This is a genomic window from Halalkalibacter oceani (assembly GCF_040544555.1).
GTDB classification, from domain to species: Bacteria; Bacillota; Bacilli; order Bacillales; family Bacillaceae_D; genus Halalkalibacter; species Halalkalibacter oceani.
Genome location: NZ_JBEPKD010000012.1, coordinates 47,234 through 69,004, shown reverse-complemented (window position 1 = coordinate 69,004; position 21,771 = coordinate 47,234). Strand labels below are relative to the sequence as shown.

Sequence of the window (21,771 nt, the reverse complement as noted above, 5' to 3'; positions counted from 1 at the left end):
TAGCTGAAGTAAGAGAAAAAACGATTCTCGTTTTAGATGCCTCTATTATACAACATTTCCGCTCCCGCAAACATCGAGAAGAATTGACGTGAAAAGGGGTTTTGGCCATGTCATCTTCGTTACATATTTCTTCGATACTGCCCGCCGACCTGATAAAGAGCGGCTGTAATTTGGCCGAGGCTGGCGACTTGCACGGTATTCATCAATTCCGCAAAAATATTCCCTCCCGTAACAGCCGTGTGCTGAAGAGCCTGTAACGCTGCCGGAGCTTGTTGCGCATGCTTTTTGTGAAATGCCTTAAGATTTGCGATCTGCTGCTCCTTTTCGGCCTGCGTCGCCCGGGCGAGCTCCATTTTGAAATCATCTTCCGGCGCTTCCTTCGGATTCAGATACGTGTTGACGCCGATAATCGGCAGCTCGCCTGTATGCTTTTTCATTTCATAATACATCGACTCTTCCTGGATTTTGCCGCGCTGATACTGTGTTTCCATCGCCCCGAGCACGCCGCCGCGCTCGTTGAGGCGCTCTAATTCCTGAAGCACCGCTTCTTCCACTAGATCGGTCAGCTCCTTGATAATATAGGAGCCTTGCAGCGAATTCTCATTTTTGGCGAGGCCAAGTTCTTTTGTGATAATCATCTGAATCGCCATCGCCCGTCTGACTGACTGCTCAGTTGGCGTCGTGATTGCCTCATCGTAAGCATTCGTGTGCAGGGAGTTACAGTTATCATAGATCGCCATCAATGCCTGCAGCGTCGTGCGAATGTCGTTAAAGTCGATTTCCTGGGCATGCAGAGAACGGCCTGACGTCTGAATGTGGTACTTCAGCTTTTGACTGCGTTCGTTCGCCTTATATTTCTCCCTCATGACCGTCGCCCAAATCCGGCGCGCGACACGGCCGATTACCGTATACTCAGGATCAAGACCATTGCTGAAAAAGAACGACAAATTCGGGGCAAAGTGATCGATATCCATTCCGCGGCTTAAATAATACTCCACATAAGTGAATCCGTTTGCGAGGGTAAAGGCGAGCTGCGAAATCGGATTGGCGCCTGCCTCGGCGATATGATAGCCTGAGATCGAAACAGAATAATAGTTACGGACATTGTGATCAATAAAATATTGCTGAATATCGCCCATCATCCGGAGAGCAAACTCCGTTGAAAAAATACATGTATTCTGCCCCTGATCCTCTTTTAAAATATCAGCCTGCACCGTTCCCCTGACCGTCGCCAGCGTCCGGGCTTTAATTTCTTCCGCTTCTTCATTGGTCGGCTTCCGGCCCTTTTCAGCGGCAAAAGCCTCCAGCTGCTGAGCAATTGCCGTATTCATGAACATCGCCAGAATAATCGGCGCCGGTCCGTTGATCGTCATCGAAACCGATGTCGACGGCGCGCATAAATCAAAGCCGGCATACAGCTTTTTCATGTCATCAAGCGTGCAAACACTGACGCCGCTCTCGCCGATTTTCCCGTAAATATCCGGCCGATAATCAGGATCCTCCCCGTACAGCGTCACTGAATCAAACGCCGTGCTTAAACGCTTCGCCTCGTCTTCCTGCGAGAGATAATGAAAACGCCGGTTCGTCCGCTCCGGTGTTCCTTCTCCGGCAAACTGCCGTTTCGGATCTTCCTCCCGTCGTTTAAACGGAAAAACGCCGGCGGTGTAGGGGAATGAGCCGGGAACATTTTCTTCGCGTGCCCAGCGGACAATTTCGCCCCAGTCAGCAAAGGACGGCAGAGCGACCTTGCGAATCTTTAAGCCGGACAGGCTTTCCGTCGTCAGCTCGGTTACGATTTCCCGTCCGCGCACTTTTGTGACATAGACGTCCTGCTTATAGGCGTTTTGAAGCGCCGGCCATTGCTCCAAAATGCGCTTCGTCTCCGGCGTCAGCTTCTGCTCATACAGCTGCTTGAGCTGTTGAAGCGGTTGCTGCGCATCGGCGGAAGAGAACTCATGTTCAGCGAGAGCCTTCACTGTGCCTTCAATTTGAAAGAGGCGGCGCGCCGTTGCGACCTGTTCCTCCGTCTGCTGCTTATAGGAGCGGATCGTCGCGACGATCTCATGTAAATAATGAACCTGTTCCGGAGGGATGATCACATTTTGCTTTGTGACGGCCTCCGTGTCCGCTTCCTCAGGTACCTCCCAGTCTTTTTCGCATTTCTCGACAATCGTCTTTACTAAAGCGGCGAACAAATTCGTCGTCCCCTGATCATTAAATTGGCTGGCGATCGTCCCGTAAACAGGCATCGCGGAGAGCGGCTCGGCAAACCGGTTGCGGCTGCGCTGATACTGCTTCCTCACCTGCTGCAAGGCATCCTCCGATCCTTTACGGTCAAATTTATTTATTGCGATCAGATCGGCGAAATCAATCATATCAATTTTTTCAAGCTGGGACGGCGCGCCAAATTCGCTCGTCATCACATAGAGCGAAACATCGGCGATATCGACAATTTCAGCATCCCCCTGTCCGATCCCGCTCGTTTCAATGATAATTAAATCAAAACCGGCCGCCTCTGTTACGGCAACCGCTTCCCGCAAGCTTGCCGAAATTTCAGAACGCGAGCTCCGCGTCGCCAGGCTTCGCATGTAGACGCGTTCATGATGAATCGCGTTCATCCGGATCCGATCACCGAGCAATGCTCCGCCTGTCTTCTGCTTCGTCGGGTCAATCGACAAAATCGCCACCGTCTTTTCAGGGTAAGCATACAAAAACCGGCGGACCAGTTCATCAGTCAGAGAACTCTTTCCCGCTCCTCCTGTACCGGTAATACCTAAAACAGGCGACGTTTCAGGACGGTTCTTTATTTGCTCGTTCAGCGCCTGTTCGACAGTGGCCGCCGCCTCGCTGTTTTCGAGCGTCATTTGCTCGACATAGGTAATACAGCGGGCGATCGCTTTGTCATCTCTCGCCTGTAACGCCGTCAGCTCATCATGCAGCTCCTTGACCGTTAAAAAGTCACATTCACGGAGCATATGATCAATCATGCCCTGTAATCCCTCTTTTCGCCCGTCGTCCGGTGAAAAGATCCGCGCGATCCCGTATTCATGCAGCTCTTTTATTTCCGGAGGAGTGATCACCCCGCCTCCGCCTCCGTATATCCGGATATGGCCGGCACCTTTTTGTTGCAGCAGGTCGTAGCAATATTTAAAGAATTCCAAATGCCCTCCTTGATAGGAGGAAATCGCAATACCTTGGACGTCCTCCTGAATTGCAGCGCTTACAATTTCGTCGGCAGAGCGGTTATGACCGAGATGAATCACCTCAGCCCCACTCGCCTGCAAAATTCTTCTCATAATATTAATGGAGGCATCGTGACCATCAAACAAGCTTGAAGCTGTGACAAAGCGCACATGATGCTTCGGACGATAACTCGTTATTTCACTCATTTTTCATCCTCCTTTTTGGATAAGGGCTGCGACAAACAACCATGGTTGAAAAACACCACGATGAATGAAAACTAGTGCAAGGCGAGGGGGAAGGCCGCCTTTGCTGGAGAGGGACAGTGGAAACGTCATTCCGTTATCTCGCTTTCAGGGCCCTTCTCGTTGGGGTACAAGGAACCTCATTCCGCTATTGTCGGTGACAAGATGGTTGAACCGCTTGTTTTTGCCTAGTAACGGAATTTCGTTCCTATTGTTGCACAGATGAGCGTCAAAATAGAAGATTAACGGAATCTTGTTCCAACACGCTGTGCCTCTAAAGGCGGGGCAGAGCCATCCTTGAACTTCGGCCAGACTCTAGTTTCCGTATAAAAAAGGTTGTTCTTTACCCCCTTAAAGCTAGTTTTGTCTCGACCTTCGAAGTAGTGTGCAAAGTCTATAGCAGGCTTTTAACGGCTTGATGCGAGCAGCTGCTCCATTTGCAAGGCTGTATATTGCTCAAGCGTAAACAGCTTTTGGATCGACCAGCGGCGGAACGTCCACATATGCCCCTGAACGAGAATATTGTGGGCGCGCAGCTTGATCTGGTCATCTGATAGTGAGAGAACGCCTTCCGTTACACAGTCGCGGATGATCGCTTCAATCATTGCCGTCATTTCATGCTCCTTTTGTAGCACATAAGGCAATGCTTCCTTCGGTAAAGATTTTGCCTCTTGATACATGACGAGCACCTCGTCCTGCATTTCATCGACGACCTGGAAAAAGGAAGCAATCGCTTTTTGCAGACGTTCGATCCCCGTCAGACTTGAGTCAAGCTGCTTTGTCAGCTTACGGCTGACCTCCTCATAAATCGCATCACAGACGAGATAAAGCACATCTTCCTTTGATCCAATATATTCATAGAGCGTGCCGATGCTGAAGCCGGATTCCTTGGCAATCTCTCTTGTTGTTGTCCGGTGAAAGCCTTTTTCGATGAATAAGCGAACCGCTCCTTTCACCATTTGTTCGCGCCGCTTCTTAACAAGCTGTGGATCTTTGACCATAGATGGAACAGACTTTTTCATGATTGGCTAACCTACCTTTTCAAAATCGTTGTTGCTTCAAGCATACTAGACTTTACAGCAACGTTCCATCCACAATTATTCCGTTAACAGCATTTTTGAAATGACGAGCCGCTGAATTTCATTTGTTCCTTCATAAATTTGCGTAATTTTCGCATCACGCATAAAACGCTCGACCGGATAGTCCTTCGTATAGCCATAGCCGCCGAACACCTGCACCGCCTCGGTTGTCACTTCCATCGCCGTATCGCCGGCAAACAGCTTTGACATCGCCGACTCCAGACCATACGGGAGCTGTTCACTTTCGCGCCAAGCAGCCTGGTACGTTAAAAGCCGGCTCGCTTCGACCTTTGTCGCCATATCGGCGAGCTTAAAGGCCACACCCTGCTGCTGACCGATCGCCTTGCCAAACTGCTTGCGCGTCTTCGCATAATCGATGGCGGCATCAAGCGCCCCCTGTGCAATGCCAACCGCCTGGGCGGCAATTCCGTTCCTTCCTCCATCCAGCGTCATCATCGCGATTTTAAAGCCTTCTCCCCGCGCACCAAGCATATTTTTCTTCGGAACACGACAATTTTCAAAAATGATTTCCGTTGTCGGCGATGAGCGGATGCCGAGCTTTTTCTCCTTTTTGCCGACGGAGAAGCCCGGTGTATCCGCTTCGACGATAAAGGCGCTCACCCCTTTATGACGCTGCTCCGGGTCGGTCAGGGCGAAGATAATATACAGATCGGCGACACCGCCATTTGTAATAAAAATCTTCGACCCGTTCAGCACATATCCATCCTCTTCTTCGACGGCTGTTGTTTTCATCGCGGCGGCATCCGAGCCGGAGCCAGGTTCCGTTAAGCCGTAAGCGCCGATTTTCGTTCCTTCCGCCAAGGCGCGCAAATAGGTCTGCTTCTGTTCTTCCGTGCCGAATTTGTAAATCGGCCAGCTCGCAAGCGAAAGATGGGCTGACAATGTCACTCCTGTCGACGCACAGACACGCGACAGCTCTTCAACGGCGATCACATAGCTGACATAATCTGCCCCGATCCCGCCATATTCCTCAGGCCACGGTATTCCGGTGAGACCGAGAGCCGCCATCTTTTCAAAATGAGACCGGTCAAACCGTTCCTCTTCGTCGCGTTCAGCCGCTGTTGGTGCAATTTCCTTTTCAGCGAAATCACGCACCATCTTCCGAATCATCTCCTGCTCATCCGTCAGTAAAAAATTCATCCTTCTCCCCCCTAGTCTGCTAACAGCTGTTTGCTAATGACGACTCTTTGAATCTCGCTCGTGCCCTCATAGATTTCGCACACTTTTGCGTCGCGAAAGTAGCGTTCAACCGGATAATCCTTTGTATACCCATAGCCGCCAAACACTTGCACCGCTTCAATTGCCACCTCAACTGCCGTGCGTGAGGCAAAGAGCTTCGCCATCGAAGCCTCCTGCCCACAGGGCCGTCCTTGATCGGTTAGCACGGCTGCCCGGTAGGTCAACAGTCTCGCCGCTTCGATCTTCGTCGCCATTTCAGCGAGCTTGAAGCCGACGGCCTGCTGCCGGCCGATCGCCTTGCCAAACTGTTTCCGCTCCTTCGCATAGCGACTTGCTGCTGCAAAAGCGGCTTCAGCGATTCCCAATGCCTGGGCGGCGATCCCGATCCGGCCATGATTAAGGTTGGCGAGGGCGATTTTAAAGCCTTCCCCCTCGGCTCCGAGCAAGTTTTCCTGCGGGATACGGGCGTCTTCGAAAATGAGTTCTGTCGTATGGGAGCCGTTCAGACCCATTTTTTGCTCTTTTTTTCCGATCATAAAGCCAGGTGTATGTTTCTCCACAATAAAAGCGGAAATTCCTCTCGCTCCTTTCTCCGGTGCCGTTGACGCAAAGACGATATAGGAATCGGCTTCCCCGCCATTCGTAATAAATGACTTCGAGCCGTTTAGCCGGTACACGCTCCCGTCCTTCACCGCCGTCGTTTTCAGCGCCGCCGCATCGGAGCCGGCACTCGGTTCGGTTAGCGCAAAGGCTCCCAAATATTGTCCGCTTGCCAGCTTCGGCACGTAGCGCTGCTTTTGCTCCTCTGTTCCGAAGAAAAGAATCGGATTCGTCCCGACGGAAGTGTGGACCGAAAGAATGACACCGACCGCCGCGCTTACCTTTGATAATTCATGAATGGCGATGATATAAGAGGTGAAATCCATTCCCGCTCCACCCAGCTCCTCCGGAATCGGAATACCCATTAGCCCAAGTTCACCCATCTTCCCGACGATGTGGCGCGGAAATGTTTGATTGGCTTCCATCTCTTCAATAAAAGGGGTAATTTGCTCTTCCGCAAAGTCGCGAACCATTTTCCGCATCATGTCCTGCTCTTCGCTAAACCGTAAATTCATCTCTTCCCCTCCTCAGCTTTCGTAGATGTAGAAGCCCCGGCCTGCTTTCTTACCGAGCCAGCCGGCCTTCACATATTTGCGCAATAACGGGCACGGACGATATTTATCGTCGCCGAAGCCTTCATGCAGCGTTTCCATAATAAACAGACAAGTATCGAGGCCGATAAAATCAGCTAACGTAAGCGGGCCCATCGGATGATTCATCCCGAGCTTCATTACTTCATCGACCGCTTCCGGTGAGGCTACCCCTTCGTAAACGGTATAGATCGCTTCATTAATCATCGGCATCAACACCCGGTTAGAGACAAATCCCGGAAAGTCATTGACTTCCACCGCTGTTTTCTGCAGCCGGCCGGCAAGCTCGGCCACCGTTTCATACACGTCATCATCGGTGGCCAGTCCGCGAATAATTTCGACGAGCTTCATTACCGGCACCGGATTCATAAAATGCATTCCGACTACCTTTTCCGGCCGTTTCGTTGCCGCCGCGATTTCTGTAATCGGCAAGGAGGATGTATTTGAGGCTAAAATCGTATGCGGCGGAGCGAGATGGTCAAGCTCGGCAAACAGCGCCGTTTTGCTTGCCATATTTTCCACGATTGCTTCGATTATGATATCCGCACCGGCCGCTTGCTCCAAAGCGGTCGACGGCGTGATCCTGGCGATGCCCGCTTCCATCTCTTCGGCTGTCAACCGGCCTTTTTCAACCTGACGTGAGACATTTTTTCGAATGCCTGCCATGCCGCGGTTCAGGCTGTCATCGTCCAAATCGTGCAGGACGACGTCAAAGCCTGCCTGTGCATGAACCTGGGCAATCCCCGCTCCCATCTGTCCAGCTCCAACGACCATTACGCTTTTGATCTTCATTTCCATTCCTCCTTCAATTCATCCTTCAACGCTCAGCAACAGCGCGTCGCCCTGCCCGCCGCCACTGCAAATTGCCGCGATTCCTAATCCGCCGCCCCGCCGCTTCAGCTCATAGGCCAATGTCAAAATAATCCGGGCTCCGCTTGCCCCGATCGGATGCCCAAGCGCTACCGCCCCGCCATTGACATTGATTTTGTCTTCATCGAGCTGAGCGATCTGCATACTCGCCAGCGCCACGGCGGCAAATGCTTCATTAATTTCAAACAAATCAATATCATCCGCCTGATAGTTCGTTTTCTCCAGCAGCTTATTAATGACGAGGCCCGGCGTCTTCGGAAAATCCTCCGGAGCCACAGCCAATGCCGTATGCGCTTCGATCGTCGCGAGCGGGAGTTTCCCTTCCAGCTTCGCGCGTTCCTCCGACATTAGCAAAAGCGCCACCGCTCCGTCATTGACGCCCGGCGCATTGCCGGCCGTAATCGTTCCTTCGCTGCCGAAAACCGGGCGGAGCGCCGCGAGTTGCTCGAGTGAGCTTTGCCGCGGAGCTTCATCCTGCGCAAACAACAGCGGCTCACCTTTACGCTGCGGTACTGCAACCGGCGTTATTTCTTCCCCGAGCCGGCCGGCCTTAATCGCCTCCGCGGCCCGCTCCTGGCTTCGCAGCGCCCATTTATCCTGCTCCTGACGCGACAGCTTTAACTCCGCGGCGACTTTATTCCCGTACGTTCCCATATGAACATTTGTGAATGAGCAGGTCAGCCCGTCATATACCATGCCGTCGACAAGCTCACTGTTGCCCATCCGGACGCCCCAGCGCGCTTTTTCCACATAATACGGTGCGTTGCTCATTGATTCCATTCCGCCGGCAAGAATGACCCCTGCTTCTCCTAAACGAATCCGCTGATCGGCCGTCATTACGCTGCGCATCCCCGAAGCACAGACTTTATTAATCGTTTCCGTTTGTACATTCCACGGCAGTCCCGCCTGATGTGCCGCCTGTCTTGATGGCAGCTGCCCCTGTCCCGCCTGAAGCACATTGCCGATCATCACTTCATCGACCTCTTCGGCCGACCAGCCGCCCCGCTCCAAAGCGGCTCGCAGCGCCACACCTCCCAGCTCTCCTGCACTGAAGTTCCGCAACGCCCCGCCGAATTTCGCAAAGGGCGTTCTTGCCCCGCTGACAATTACCGTTCTCATCGAAATCTCCCCTTCCATCTTTGTCGAGCGAACGCTCACTCATTTTGTCCACCTGGCATCTGCTTCACCTATTAGCCGAAGCAAATGAGCCTTGTTTTAGCCTGCATTCTTTTCTTCAAAAAGCGATTTCTCCAAAATTTCCACAATGTCCAGCGTCTGAACGTGCTCCTCGACCTCTTTGGCTTTCGTGCCATCGCTGAGCATTGTCAAGCAATACGGACAGCCGCTGCCAATCACCGTCGGCTCCACTTCAAGCGCCTGCTCGGTTCGCGCGACATTAATCCGCTGGCCGACATCCTCTTCCATCCACATCATGCCGCCACCGGCGCCGCAGCACATCCCATTTTCCCGATTCCGCCTCATCTCCGTCAGCGTAATCCCCGGGATCGCCTTTAAAATCTCGCGCGGCGGCTCGTAAACCTCGTTATAGCGCCCTAAATAACAGGAGTCATGATAGACGACGGTTTCCTTCACCTCATACTTTGGCTGAAGGCGTCCTTCCTGAATCAGCTTTGCCAGCAATTCCGTATGGTGGTACACTTCGACATCGTCAAGACCGAATTCCGGGTATTCATGTTTAAAGCTGTTATAGGCATGCGGATCAATCGTCACAATTTTACGGACACCGTGCTTTTGAAACAGGGCAATATTCGCCGTTGCCAGCTCCTGAAAGAGAAACTCATTGCCGAGACGGCGCGGCGTATCACCGGAATTCTTTTCCTTGTTGCCGATAATCGCAAAACGGACTCCGGCCTCATTGAGCACCTTTGCGAGCGATTGGGCAATTTTTTGGCTCCGTTTATCAAATGAACCCATCGAGCCGGCAAAGAGCAGATACTCAAATTCCTCTCCCGCCTTTTCAACCTCCTTGACGGTCGGAACGCTAATATCCTCGCGTCCTTCACGCCATTTTTCACGATCCTTGCGGCTGATGCCCCACGGGTTTCCCTGCCGCTCGATATTCGTCATCGCCCGCTGTGCATCGGCGTCAAGCTTCCCTTCCGTCAGCACTAAATACCGGCGCAGATCGATAATTTTATCAACATGCTCATTCATCACCGGACATTGATCCTCACAATTGCGGCACGTCGTACAGGCCCAGATCTCTTCCTCTGTGATCACATCGCCGATCAGGCTCACATCATAGCCGGCAGCCGCTTCCCCGGCCCCGGCAAGCTGATTGGCCCGTGTGCCGCTGAAGGCAAAGGCCGGCAGCCACGGGGAGCGCGACGTAATCGCCGCCCCTTTCTCGGTCAGATGATCGCGCATTTTCACAATCAGGTCCATCGGTGAAAGCAGCTTTCCCGTTCCGGTCGCCGGACACATATTCGTACAGCGCCCGCACTCGACACAGGCATAGAGATCAACGAGCTGTTTTTGGTTGAAGTCTTCAATCTTTTGAACGCCAAACACTTCCTGACTTTCATCCTCGAAATTGATCGAGGCGAGCTGCCCGACCGGATGCGTCCGGCCGAGAAAGACGTTGACCGGTGCGGCCAGCAGATGAGCGTGCTTCGACTGCGGCACATAGACCAAAAACGAGAGCAAAATGAGCAGGTGAACCCACCAGAACAGAAAGAAAAGTCCGCTTGCGGCTGCCGGTGGAACGAAGGAAAATACGGCCGCCAGTCCGGAGGCAATCGGTTCAAATCCGCTGAGCGGTTTGCCGATCCAGATTATTTCCATCGCCTTCGCTACTAGCTTAGAGACCATCAGCCCGCCGATAAATAGCAGCACAAGGCCGGCTTTCCAGCCTCGCTTCAGGCGGACGAGCTTTTCAATATAGCGGCGGTGAAATGCCCAGACGACCGCCACGAGAATGATGAAAACAACGATCTCCTGAAAGAGGGTAAAGACAGGATAAAACGAGCCGAGCGGCAGATGGCTGCCGACAGCAAGCCCTTTCCAAATCAGATCAATCGCTCCAAATTGTACGAGCAAAAACCCGTAAAAAAACATCAGGTGAATCATCCCGCTTTTTTTATCCTTTAACAGCTTCTTCTGGCCAAACACGTTCACCCAAATCGCGCGGAACCGCTCTTCGATGGAGTGGGAGAATTCGGCTTTTTTCCCGAGCTTGATGTAGTGGTATCTAGTAAGAACGAGGGAGACAAACAAATAGACGGCATAAGCTGTCAGCAATAGAAATGCAAGACGGTGAATCAATGTTAGCGCTTCCATAAAACTCTCTCCTTTCACCTGACCATCTAAACGAACAGGACATGCGTATAGCGTAGCGGCCTTACTCCGAACCACCCCAATTTTTTGTATTTTCCCAATTAAATAGCAAATTGTTTCTTTCAGTATAGCATATTTTTAACTGAATGAGCATTCAGTCGACAAAACTTTTCATTTTTTCTTGAACGTCGGGGCAAACTATTAACAAATTGACGCCAGAACTTCTCCTGTTACCAACAGGATTGACCGCTGGACTTTGTGTAAGGAGGGACATTTTCCAAATGAATGGCAGCCTACTGTTTGTCCTCTTGCTCGTTATCATCATCGTCTGGCTACGCTATGATTTCCGCGCCGGGATGCGGAAGCAGCGCCGAGAGGCAACCCGTCACACCCAAAAAACCCGTTACGGGGAAGTCGGACTGCTCGGGGACGGAGAGACGTTTTTTTTAAAGCTGTTTCAAGATGTTAAGCAGGCGAAACACCATATCCACCTGCTCTTTTATATTTTCCGCGGCGATCATATTGGCGCTCAGCTGCTTGATTTATTGGAGGACAAAGCAAAGGAAGGCGTGACTGTCCGGATTTTAGTCGACCGCTTCGGCTGTAAATTATCGCGCTCGCAAAAAAAGAAAATGAAAAAAGCCGGGATCCATTTCGCTTATTCCCATCCTCCCCAGCTTCCGTTTCTTTTTTTTACGTTAAATCGACGCAACCATCGAAAAATCGTCATTATTGATGGAGAGACGGGCTATATTGGCGGCTTTAACGTCGGTGATGAATATTTAGGGAGAAGTGCGAAGTTTGGATTGTGGAGGGATTTTCACCTGAGGTTAAAAGGAGATGGCGTCCAGGATTTGCAGGAGCAGTTTTTACAGGATTGGACGACGGCAAAGCAACTGTACATCACGGAGCCGGCTTTGTATCCTGTACTTGATCAGGGCCGTCATCCGCTGCGGATTTTGCCAACGGACGGCTCCTACCTGGAGGAAACGTTTATTGCTTTAATCCGTCAGGCGAAAAGCTCGATTATTATCGGCACGCCCTATTACATCCCGGGCCGCCGGCTTCAGCAGGAATTGATTTCCGCCGCCGAAAGAGGGGTTGACATTCGCATCATTCTGCCGAAAAAAGCGGATCACCCTCTCGTGAAGGAAGCGGCCTTTCCGTATTTTCGGTCACTGCTTGAAGCCGGCATTGACATTTATCAGTATTACCGCGGCTTCTTCCATGCCAAGGCGCTTGTGATCGATGAGCAAATGTGCGATGTCGGCACGGCCAATTTCGATAAACGAAGCTTTCATATTAACCATGAAATCAACTGCCTTGTGTATGACAAAGCGTTTGTCCAAATTGTCCTTAGCGAATTGGAATATGACATCTCAATTTCCGAGCGAATGACGCTCGCAGCTTATGAGCAGCGCTCCTTGCTCCATAAAGGAAAAGAAAAAGTAGCGACGCTCGTTTCCGAGCTTTTGTAGAGGCTTGGATAAAGGCGTTTTATTCCCTTTTATCCAAGCCACTCCTGTAGGCTAACCCGTTACAGTCCAGCCTCTCTAAGCAATGAGCGGAACCGCCACGATCTTTTAAAGCCCGTTGTGAGTGGGTTTCTCACAACGGGCTTGTGGCGTGTGAAGCCATTGCCAGTAGGTCCAAAGCTAGTTTTATCTCAAGCTCTTCTCCTATTAGCGCGTTACATGGTAACCAATTTTTTTCGCAGCAACCAGCTTTTAATGATTTGATTGCACTCCTCTGGACGCTTTGTCGGCACTTGATGGGCGACCTCACTGACGATGACGATCTCCAAGTCAGCAAGATGGCGGCAAAAGGGCAGCAAATATGTGCGCATATATCGATCCCGCTTGCCGTACAGCAGAAGGACTGGTACTTTTATTTGCGCTAAGCGATCGGTCGAGACATAGTTCATCCCGTCTTCGTAGATGCGCTTCAATGTTTCACCGTCGGCCTTTTTAATAAAGCCGGCCATTTCCTGCTGTTCTTTATGTGAAGTAAAATGAGCCCTGGAAAGCACGAAAGAGAATAAAGAAATAAGCTCTTTTCCCGCAGCCCAGATCCCAAGCTCGAATTCCTTTTTCAGCAAAAAGCTTGATACCTCGGGGAAGCCACCAATTAATATCATCCCTGCCGTGCTCCCCGGATAGCGCAGAGCGAATTCCTGGGCAATGGAACCGCCATTCGAATAGCCCAGCACAATCACTTTTTTTACATTCAGCTTCTTAAGTAAGGAATGGGTCAGCCTGGCAAGCTCCGTCACATTAGCAGCTGACGAATGCTTCGTGCTGCGCCCGCTGTCGAGCAGGTCAACGAAGATAAGCTTGAAATGCTTCGCCAGCGGACGCTGAAAACGAAACGTCAGATGCCCCATCACCGGGGGGTGCAGCAATACGATCGGGGTCCCTTCACCGTCTGTCTCATAGTAAAGCTTCACATCATTTTCCTGAAAATATGGCAACTTGCTGTACCCCTTTCATTCGCGGGAGCACTCATGCAGACATACAGTGTTCTTAGGACTGAAAAAACGGAATAATCCATTGGTACAATTTATAACCGATAAAAATGCCAACAATGCCCATGACTCCTGATAACGCAGGAGGTGCAGGGATCGGCAGCTTAATTAACGCAAAAAGAAAACCGACTACCAGTCCGGCAAGCAGTGCTAAGAAAACCTCTTGCATGTTTATCCCTTCTTTCTTGCTATAGTGTGTGTTCAAATTCCGTCTTTATACAAAACCAACCACCTGCCGTGCTATTCTGAAAAGGAGACGGTCCCTCCTTTTTGGCCGGCTACGCTCGCTGGCGGTCCATGAGAAAACCGCTCATGGCCTTCCACTTCTTCAGCGGCTCCGCTCGGCCTTCGTGATGATCTAAAAAGGAGAAGGTCCCTCCTTTTTGGCCGGCTGCGCTCGCTGGCGGTCCATGAGAAAACCGTTCATGGCCCTTCCACTTCTTCAGCGGCTCCGCTCGGCCTTCGTGATGATCTAAAAAGGAGAAGGTCCCTCCTTTTTAGATCATCACTTCCAGCGTAAACCAGATGATGAGGAGGAGTTGGATGATGAATTTGGCAAGGGTGCTGCTGAGGAAGGCGAGGAAGGAGGCAACAGCCACCAGGCCGGCGTGCTTGGTGTCTTTTGAGGAGAGAAGCTCAGTGACGAAGACTAGCGCAAACGGAACAAGAATGATGCCGAATGGTGGATAGACGAAGGAGCCGACGATCACGCCGACAGCCGCCATTCGTTCTCCCCATTTTGATCCTCCGTATTTTTTCACAAAATATTGACCGGCAATCAAATCTGCCACCAGCATCACGATCGTTAACAGCGCTGCCCCTATCCAAAACCAGAGCGAAAGGGGCTCCCCGTCAAGCGCGAACGCATACAGCAGGAACCCTCCCCATAAAACAAGGACAGACGGCACGAGCGGGAAAATCAGTCCAATGAAGCTCAATAGAAATAAAGCGATAATCAAAATCCAGATAAGCGTTGTCATTCTTTATCTTCCTTTCTTCCCGCTCATGCAGCCTTACATTTTTTCCGGCGCAGAGACGCCAACGAGTGTTAGGGCGTTTTTAATCGTAATTTGCGTCGCTTTCATTAACGCAAGCCGGGCGCTCGTCGCTTCTGCATTGTCGGCATCAATGACGCGTTCGGCATTGTAAAAGCTGTGCAGCGTTGAGGCTAGTTCATGCACATAATTCGTAATCCGGTGCGGGATTTGCTTTTCTGCCGCTTCCGCCACGACAAGCGGGAAGTCGCCAATCGCTTTTAACAGGTCATACGCCTTCTCGGAATTGAGCACAGACAGATCGGTCGCCTCATCGAAAGTAAAGCCGGCTTCTGCCCCTTGACGAAGCATGCTGCATACGCGGGCATGAGCATACTGCACGTAATAAACCGGGTTTTCATTCGATGTCGATACCGCCAGATCCATATCGAAATCAAGCTGAGTATCAGCGCTGCGCATCGCAAAGAAATAACGGGTCGCATCAATGCCGACTTCCTCCATCAGGTCACGCAACGTTACCGCTTTCCCCGTCCGTTTGCTCATTTTCACTTTTTCTCCGCCCTGATAGAGGCTGACCATTTGAATAATCTGGACTTCAAGCTGCTCCGCCTCATAGCCGAGCGCCTGGATCGCCGCCTTCATGCGCGCGATATAGCCGTGATGATCGGCGCCCCAAATGTTGATCAGCTTATCAAAGCCGCGCTTCATTTTATCCTGATGATAGGCAATATCCGGAGTCAAATAGGTGTACGAGCCGTCATTTTTGATCAGAACACGGTCTTTATCATCGCCGTACTCCGTTGTTCTAAACCAAGTCGCGCCGTCCTGTTCATATGTTTTTCCTTTTTGCTTTAACACCTCGAGCGCTTCCTCGACTTTGCCGCTCTCGTATAAGGATGTTTCCGAGAACCAATTGTCAAACTCAACCCGGTATTCACGCAAGTCCTGCTTAATTTTATCAAGCTCCTTTTCAAGACCGTATTGACGAAGGAAGGCGTGGCGCTCTTCTTCCGATACTTGGACGAATTTATCGCCATATTCCTCAGCAAGCTGTTTGCCGAAGTCAATAATGTCCTGCCCGCGGTAGCCGTCCTCCGGCATGTCTTTCTCCAATCCTAACGCCTGATAATAGCGCGCTTCAAGCGAGAGTGTTAAATTGTCAATCTGATTTCCGGCATCATTAATATAATATTCCCGTTCCACGTCATAGCCGGCCTTCGCCAAAATATTGCAAAGTGCATCGCCGACGGCCGCACCGCGCGCATGACCTAAATGGAGGGTGCCCGTCGGGTTCGCCGAGACAAACTCAACCTGAATCCGGCTGCCACCTCCGACGTTCGTCTGCCCGTATGTATCGCCTGCCTTCAGCACGGCCGGAACGACTTCGCGCAAATAACGGTTGTCCATAAAGAAATTAATAAAGCCAGGGCCGGCAATTTCGACCTTCTCTATCGCTGCGGCCTGATAGTTCAGCTTTCCGACAAGCTCTTCGGCGATGACCCTAGGGGCTTTTTTAGCGATCCGGGTCAGCTGCATTGCCATATTGCTCGCATAATCACCGTGCGCTTTCTCTTTCGGTGATTCAAGAATCACTTCCGGAATTTGCTCTTCCGGCGCAAGACCGGCTTCGACGACGGCCTTGATGATTTCCTCTTTCAACCGTTGTTTGATTTGTTCTACACTGTTCATCTACTCGTGTCCTCCTCTAGTGTCAATCGTACCGTATGCTTTCCAGTCGCCTGACCTTGCAGCTCAAATTGATACGTCAGGTCGATTCTTCCTTTGACCTTCCCCGCCGGCCACTGGACAAACACTTTCTCAGTCACCGCCGTCGTCTCCCATGAAGCCTCCGGGGTTACATAACGGCCAACTGTTGTTTCTCCGGCAATAAACGTTTGACGCATTAAAATGACCCCTTGACGAATCAAAATAAGCTCGCGGCCATTCCATTTCATCGTCGTTTGGATCGTTTCATTATTCAATACTTCTTCAAACCGCAAATAATCATGTTTCCCTTTATGAAAGAGTTCTCCTCTTGTTGTAAATTCATAGGCATCTGTGTGATCTTGATGGTCAATCCTTGTTTGAAATCGCATTTTAATTGATCGCTGAATCGCTTTTTTCATGCCCCGCACACCTTTCTCTGTTCAAGTTTAGCGAGTTTACAAGGCAGTTGCAAGCAGTGCTGTGATCTTTTCTGAAAAGGAAAAAGAGAGGGGGCTGGGACAAAAGGTTATTCTTACCTTTTACCCAGCCCCTAAGCAATGTTTGAAGCGGGCGATCGAAAACACGCCCTCTTATTTCACCCAGCCAAGCAGCATTTCGCGGACAAATTTGCTGGCTGCGATTTGCGTTTGTTCTGTCGGGTCATAGGCAGGCGCGACCTCAACCAAATCCGCTCCAATCACCGTTATATCCGAGTTGGCAATCGCCGTTATCGCTTCAAGCAGCTCCTTTGACGTAATCCCACCGGCTTCGGCCGTGCCGGTGCCCGGCGCATGAGCCGGATCAAGAACGTCAATATCAATCGTCACGTAAACCGGACGGTTCGCCAATGTCGGCAAAATTTCTTTTAATGGCTCGGCGACTTCAAACTTCGCCATGTACATCCCGGCGTCCTTCGCATATTGAAATTCTTCGCGCATGCCGGAGCGAATGCCAAACGAATAAACATTTTGCGGGCCGATCAGCTCGCACGCCTTACGAATCGGTGTGGAATGGGAAAGAGGTTCCCCTTCGTATTCTTCTCGCAAGTCGGCATGGGCATCGATATGGATAATCGTCATCTCCGGGTACTTTTTCGCCATTGCTTTGAAAATAGGCCACGACAGCAAATGCTCTCCGCCAAGACCAAGAGGAAACTTTCCATCCGCAAGCAGCCGGTCAACGTACTCCTCAACCATATCAAGGCTGCGGGCCGCGTTACCGAACGGCAGCGGAATATCGCCGGCATCGAAATAGTTAACGTCCTCTAAATGCCTGTCCAAATACGGGCTGTATTCTTCCAGTCCGAGAGAAGCCTCGCGAATCCGTGCGGGACCAAAGCGGGAGCCGGGACGGAAGGAGACCGTCCAATCCATCGGCATGCCGTAAAGAACAGCCCGGCTTTCTTCATAGCTTGGCTTGCTCATAATAAACACTTTACCTGAATAGGCTTCGTCAAAGCGCATCCTTATCTCCCCTTACTTCACGAGATCAGCTACAAACTTCGGCAAAACAAATGCCGCCTTATGAAGCTCTTTCGTATAATACTTCGTTTCTATGTCGTGAAAGCGGCTCTCTTCCACAGCAAGCGGATCGTGACGCTTTGAACCGATCGTAAACGTCCACAGCCCGCTTGGATATGTCGGGATATTCGCCGTATACAGACGGGTAATCGGAAAAATATCCTGGACGTCGCGATACACATTTTTGATCAATTCCTGATGAAACCACGGGTTGTCCGTCTGCGCGACAAAAATACCGTCCTCTTTCAACGCTTTTGAAATTCCTTCATAAAATCCTTTTTCAAACAGCTTCACTGCCGGTCCGACAGGCTCCGTAGAATCAACCATAATGACATCATAGGCATCCTCCGCCTTGGCAATATGCATAAAGCCGTCATCGACTTGAACATCGACGCGCGGATCATCCAATGCCCCAGCAATCGACGGCAAATATTTCTTCGAATACTCAATCACCTTTCCGTCAATTTCCACAAGAGTCGCTTTTTCGACGGACGGATGCTTCAGCACCTCACGGATCACTCCTCCGTCCCCGCCGCCGACAACGAGAACATGCTTCGGCTCAGGATGGGTAAACAACGGAACATGAGCGACCATTTCATGATAAACAAATTCATCCTTTTCCGTTGTCATCACCATTCCATCAAGGACAAGCATATTGCCAAATTCCTCGGTTTCGATAACATCCAGCTGCTGAAAGTCCGTTTTTTCTGTATGAAGCGTTCGCTTGATTTTTGCTGTAATCCCAAAACGCTCTGTCTGCTTTTCTGTAAACCATAATTCCATGACAATCACCTCGTTCAAATACTGATCTTCTATTATAGCGTTTACTTAATTATGTTACTTATGTGAAACAAGTCGAAAGCCGTTTTTTGTTACGCAAAAGAAAGTTTTTCAGCAGCTTCCCCTGACCTGCTGTCTTCAACAAATGAAAGTATAAAGCAATAAGGTAAAAAAGCAAGCAAAATTTCTATGTCTTCTGTTGCTTCTGATGTTTAAAACCTACTGTTTCTACCAAAACTAGAAACGTGTCCACTAGATTAGTGACGAAACTAAGAATGAGGTGACGAAATGGAAGTCATCATAAACCGCCGAATCAGACGCAGACGGCGACTCGTACGGCTGTTTTTTCGCCTCTGTTTACTGGGGCTTGTTTTCCTGGCGGCAAGTGCGGTCGCGCTGCTTTCTTATACGAAAATGCAAGGGCCTCCGCCCTTAAATGTGTCGCAAACGACTGTCTATTACGGAGCTGATAATACGCCAATCGGCGAAAGGCATCACGGCGAGCACCGTTATTGGGTCGACTTATCAGAGATTTCGCCTGATGTGATCGACGCCACGATTGCCGTCGAGGACCGCCGCTTCTATCAGCATTTTGGCTTTGATCCGCACCGGATCGGCGGGGCCGTCATTGCCAACATCCGCTCCGGTTCGAAATCACAGGGAGCGAGCACGATTACACAGCAGTACGCGCGCAATCTTTATTTAAGCCATGACAAAACATGGAAACGCAAATGGAATGAGCTGTTATATTCCCTACGGCTGGAAATGAATTACGAGAAGGATGATATTCTTGAAGGCTATTTAAATACGGTTTACTACGGTCACGGGGCTTACGGCATCGAAGCGGCAGCCCGCCATTATTACGGCAAATCGGCCAATCAGCTCACGTTGGCCGAAGCGAGCATGCTTGCCGGTATTCCAAAAGGACCGAGCTATTATTCTCCCCTCTTTCATTATGAACGGGCCAAAACACGGCAGGGCATTGTTCTGCAATCGATGGTCGAAAACGGCAACCTGACACAGGTGGAGGCCGATGAAGCCCATCTTGAACCATTGACTTTCACCCATGAACAGCTCGAACGCGAGGCTGTCATCGGCCCGTATTTTCAGGACGTTGTCGAAGAGTTGCTCATAGAAGAGGCCGGGCTTGATCCCGCCTTGTTCGAAGCTGGCGGACTTAGCATTTACACAACGCTTGACCCTGACATGCAGAAAGAAGCGGAGAGATGGGTCGAGAAGGAAATGCCCGATTCCGAGCTGCAAACCGCGCTCGTGGCGATGGACCCGCGCACAGGAGATGTGAAAGCATTGATCGGCGGAAAAAATTATGCCGACAGTCCGTACAATCGCGCCACGCAGGCGAAGCGGGCCCCCGGCTCCGCCTTTAAGCCTTTTCTGTACTATGCGGCGCTCGAAAACGGCTTCACTCCCGCCTCAACCTTATTAAGCGAGGAAACAACGTTCACATATGATGACGGACGGGCGACGTACTCACCGAAAAACTTTCAAAGTGTGTACGCTGATGATTTTATTACACTCTTGCAGGCAATTGCTTTCTCCGATAATATTTATGCGGTGAAAACCCATCTGCTGCTTGGAACCGACAAAGTCATCGAAGTCGCGGAAAGGCTTGGGGTTACATCTCCATTGCGGGAAATTCCTTCTTTGGCGCTCGGCACGTTACCGGTTGATGTCGTCGAGATGGTTCGGGCGTATAGCGCCTTTGCCAATGGCGGAAAAAGGGTCGAACCGCGCTTCATCCGCAAGGTGGTCGATGCGGAGGGGAATGTCCTGTTTGAAGCAGAGCCGCACCTCGCCCAAGTTCTCGATCCGAAGCTGGCTTTCATTTTAACCGACCTGATGACCGGGATGTTTGATCCTTATTTGAATGCTCACACCTCTGTCACAGGCGGTTCGGTTGCCCATTTAGTCAATCGGCCAGTCGCCGGAAAGTCGGGTTCGACCTCGACCGACAGCTGGATGATCGGCTATGCGCCTCAGCTCGTTACCGGCGTCTGGGTCGGCTACGATCAAGGACAAACACTCGAGCATGCCACGGAAGGGCAGATCGCTAAGAAAATTTGGGCCAATTTTACTGAGCATTCACTGGAAAAGCAATTAAAGATTCCGTTCCAGCAGCCGGAAGGAGTCGTCGCTGTCGAGATGAACCCGCAAAACGGCTTACTCGCAACAGCTGACTGCCCGACTCACCGCGTCACTTATTTTGTGGAAGGGACCGAGCCGACAAAGCCGTGCCCGCCACCCGCGCCCGACGGGGAAGAAGTGGAAGCGATCGATGAGGCGACTCATGAAAAGGAACATATCATTAACCGTTTCTTTAAATGGTTTCAGCATGACTGAGGCCGATGCCTTTCCTTGTAAAAAAAGAGTGCCCCAAAAGCTAAAGCTTTTGGGGCACTCTCGTGTCCTAGTATAAATGTGCTTTTATACTGCCTTTAAGTTTACTCGCTCTAGCCAAAAAGCTCAAGAGGGCGCACCAGTGTTCAAAAATCGTTCAAAGTTAGGCTATTTTAGGGGTTTACAATCCTCTTCTAAGCTGATTCTTCTCCCATGAGCGCTTCGTGCAGCTCTTTTTCAGAATGAAGCCACATTTGCTCGCTATGTTTTTTTAAGAAGTCAGCGAGAATCGTTTTTGACTTTTGATCCATATGCTCCACCATAATTTTCCCTTTCAGCGCCTTATCCATTTTATTGACATGCTCGGGCAAGCTTTTATAGCCGCGGCGGATTTCTTTATCAACCGTCATCTCGCATCCTGTCACTCCGGCGTAATACGGCTTGCCTTCTTTATACTGGATGGCTACCCATACGAGCCAGTAGAGCTTGCCGTTTGGCACCTCTTCCTTGTTCGGAAGGAATTTGATCCGCTTTTCAACGGCTGAGCGGGCATGCAGCGCCCCCATATCGACGAACGCTTCCCCTTCTGCCGGGTCGACGAAAACCGGCGATACATTATCAAGATTCAGCACACCGGCCCCATACCCACCATGGCCGGAGGTCGAATCCCCACTTAAAATATTAAAGCCGCTGCTTTTCTTTTTCTTCAGATTATCGTCATTCAGTAAATCCATCTATGTCACCCTTTCCTATTCCTGCCTTAATTAAATTCTACACAAAATGACCTTCCATATGCTAGTCTTAAGATAGCGTTTTCTACTTCCCT

Annotated in this window: 17 protein-coding genes; 2 read left to right on the top strand and 15 right to left on the bottom strand. The window is 50.7% G+C overall.

The features are described from left to right. Window positions 1-119: 119 nt before the first annotated feature. The 7 genes from icmF to ABMB67_RS13880 form a co-directional block, all read right to left on the bottom strand. Window positions 120-3,389 carry a fused isobutyryl-CoA mutase/GTPase IcmF gene (gene icmF / locus ABMB67_RS13910; protein ID WP_354572448.1) on the bottom strand — a complete coding sequence of 1,090 codons (3,270 nt, stop codon included), beginning with the start codon at window positions 3,387-3,389 and terminating at the stop codon, window positions 120-122. A gap of 443 nt (window positions 3,390-3,832) precedes the next feature. Then, window positions 3,833-4,450: a TetR/AcrR family transcriptional regulator gene (locus ABMB67_RS13905; RefSeq protein WP_251223125.1), complete on the bottom strand. Its 618-nt coding sequence runs from the start codon at window positions 4,448-4,450 to the stop codon at window positions 3,833-3,835. A 72-nt stretch (window positions 4,451-4,522) separates the two neighbouring features. Further along, window positions 4,523-5,665, bottom strand: coding sequence for an acyl-CoA dehydrogenase (locus ABMB67_RS13900; RefSeq protein ID WP_354572447.1), 1,143 nt, complete (start codon window positions 5,663-5,665; stop codon window positions 4,523-4,525). Between the two features lie 11 nt (window positions 5,666-5,676). Next, on the bottom strand, window positions 5,677-6,819 hold the full coding sequence (locus ABMB67_RS13895) for an acyl-CoA dehydrogenase (RefSeq protein ID WP_354572446.1): 1,143 nt from the start codon (window positions 6,817-6,819) through the stop codon (window positions 5,677-5,679). Between the two features lie 12 nt (window positions 6,820-6,831). Next, window positions 6,832-7,686, bottom strand: a complete 855-nt coding sequence (locus tag ABMB67_RS13890; RefSeq protein WP_354572445.1) for a 3-hydroxybutyryl-CoA dehydrogenase — start codon at window positions 7,684-7,686, stop codon at window positions 6,832-6,834. Window positions 7,687-7,704: 18 nt separating this feature from the next. After that, on the bottom strand, window positions 7,705-8,883 hold the full coding sequence (locus tag ABMB67_RS13885; protein ID WP_354572444.1) for an acetyl-CoA C-acetyltransferase: 1,179 nt from the start codon (window positions 8,881-8,883) through the stop codon (window positions 7,705-7,707). A gap of 96 nt (window positions 8,884-8,979) precedes the next feature. Then, window positions 8,980-11,064, bottom strand: a complete 2,085-nt coding sequence (locus ABMB67_RS13880; protein WP_354572443.1) for a (Fe-S)-binding protein — start codon at window positions 11,062-11,064, stop codon at window positions 8,980-8,982. A 278-nt stretch (window positions 11,065-11,342) separates the two neighbouring features. Between ABMB67_RS13880 and cls the strand changes: the two genes are divergently transcribed. Then, the gene (cls, locus tag ABMB67_RS13875) at window positions 11,343-12,539 is read left to right on the top strand and encodes a cardiolipin synthase (RefSeq protein ID WP_251223020.1); all 1,197 of its coding nucleotides are present in this window, start codon (window positions 11,343-11,345) and stop codon (window positions 12,537-12,539) included. A 212-nt stretch (window positions 12,540-12,751) separates the two neighbouring features. Here the strand turns inward: cls and ABMB67_RS13870 are convergent, their stop codons facing one another. From ABMB67_RS13870 to speE, 7 genes are all read right to left on the bottom strand, one after another. Further along, window positions 12,752-13,531 (bottom strand): alpha/beta fold hydrolase, encoded by a 780-nt coding sequence (locus tag ABMB67_RS13870; protein ID WP_354572442.1) that lies wholly within the window; start codon window positions 13,529-13,531, stop codon window positions 12,752-12,754. 52 nt (window positions 13,532-13,583) lie between these two features. Continuing rightward, on the bottom strand, window positions 13,584-13,754 hold the full coding sequence (locus ABMB67_RS13865) for a XapX domain-containing protein (protein WP_251223018.1): 171 nt from the start codon (window positions 13,752-13,754) through the stop codon (window positions 13,584-13,586). A 328-nt stretch (window positions 13,755-14,082) separates the two neighbouring features. Next, window positions 14,083-14,565, bottom strand: coding sequence for a DUF456 domain-containing protein (locus tag ABMB67_RS13860; RefSeq protein ID WP_354572441.1), 483 nt, complete (start codon window positions 14,563-14,565; stop codon window positions 14,083-14,085). Between the two features lie 33 nt (window positions 14,566-14,598). Then, window positions 14,599-16,269: an arginine--tRNA ligase gene (gene argS, locus ABMB67_RS13855; RefSeq protein ID WP_354572440.1), complete on the bottom strand. Its 1,671-nt coding sequence runs from the start codon at window positions 16,267-16,269 to the stop codon at window positions 14,599-14,601. Further along, the gene (locus ABMB67_RS13850) at window positions 16,266-16,706 is read right to left on the bottom strand and encodes a YwiB family protein (protein ID WP_354572439.1); all 441 of its coding nucleotides are present in this window, start codon (window positions 16,704-16,706) and stop codon (window positions 16,266-16,268) included. The genes argS and ABMB67_RS13850 overlap by 4 nt, the downstream gene beginning before the upstream one ends. Window positions 16,707-16,877: 171 nt before the next feature. Continuing rightward, the gene (speB, locus tag ABMB67_RS13845; RefSeq protein WP_354572438.1) at window positions 16,878-17,750 is read right to left on the bottom strand and encodes an agmatinase; all 873 of its coding nucleotides are present in this window, start codon (window positions 17,748-17,750) and stop codon (window positions 16,878-16,880) included. Window positions 17,751-17,762: 12 nt separating this feature from the next. Next, window positions 17,763-18,590, bottom strand: coding sequence for a spermidine synthase (speE, locus tag ABMB67_RS13840; RefSeq protein WP_354572437.1), 828 nt, complete (start codon window positions 18,588-18,590; stop codon window positions 17,763-17,765). 285 nt (window positions 18,591-18,875) lie between these two features. On the opposite strand from speE, the gene ABMB67_RS13835 reads away from it, so the two are divergent. Next, a complete protein-coding gene (locus tag ABMB67_RS13835; protein ID WP_354572436.1) occupies window positions 18,876-20,948 on the top strand; it encodes a transglycosylase domain-containing protein in 2,073 nt (690 codons plus the stop codon). A gap of 191 nt (window positions 20,949-21,139) precedes the next feature. Here the strand turns inward: ABMB67_RS13835 and ABMB67_RS13830 are convergent, their stop codons facing one another. Beyond that, window positions 21,140-21,679, bottom strand: a complete 540-nt coding sequence (locus tag ABMB67_RS13830) for a YwhD family protein (RefSeq protein WP_354572435.1) — start codon at window positions 21,677-21,679, stop codon at window positions 21,140-21,142. Window positions 21,680-21,771 lie beyond the last annotated feature (92 nt).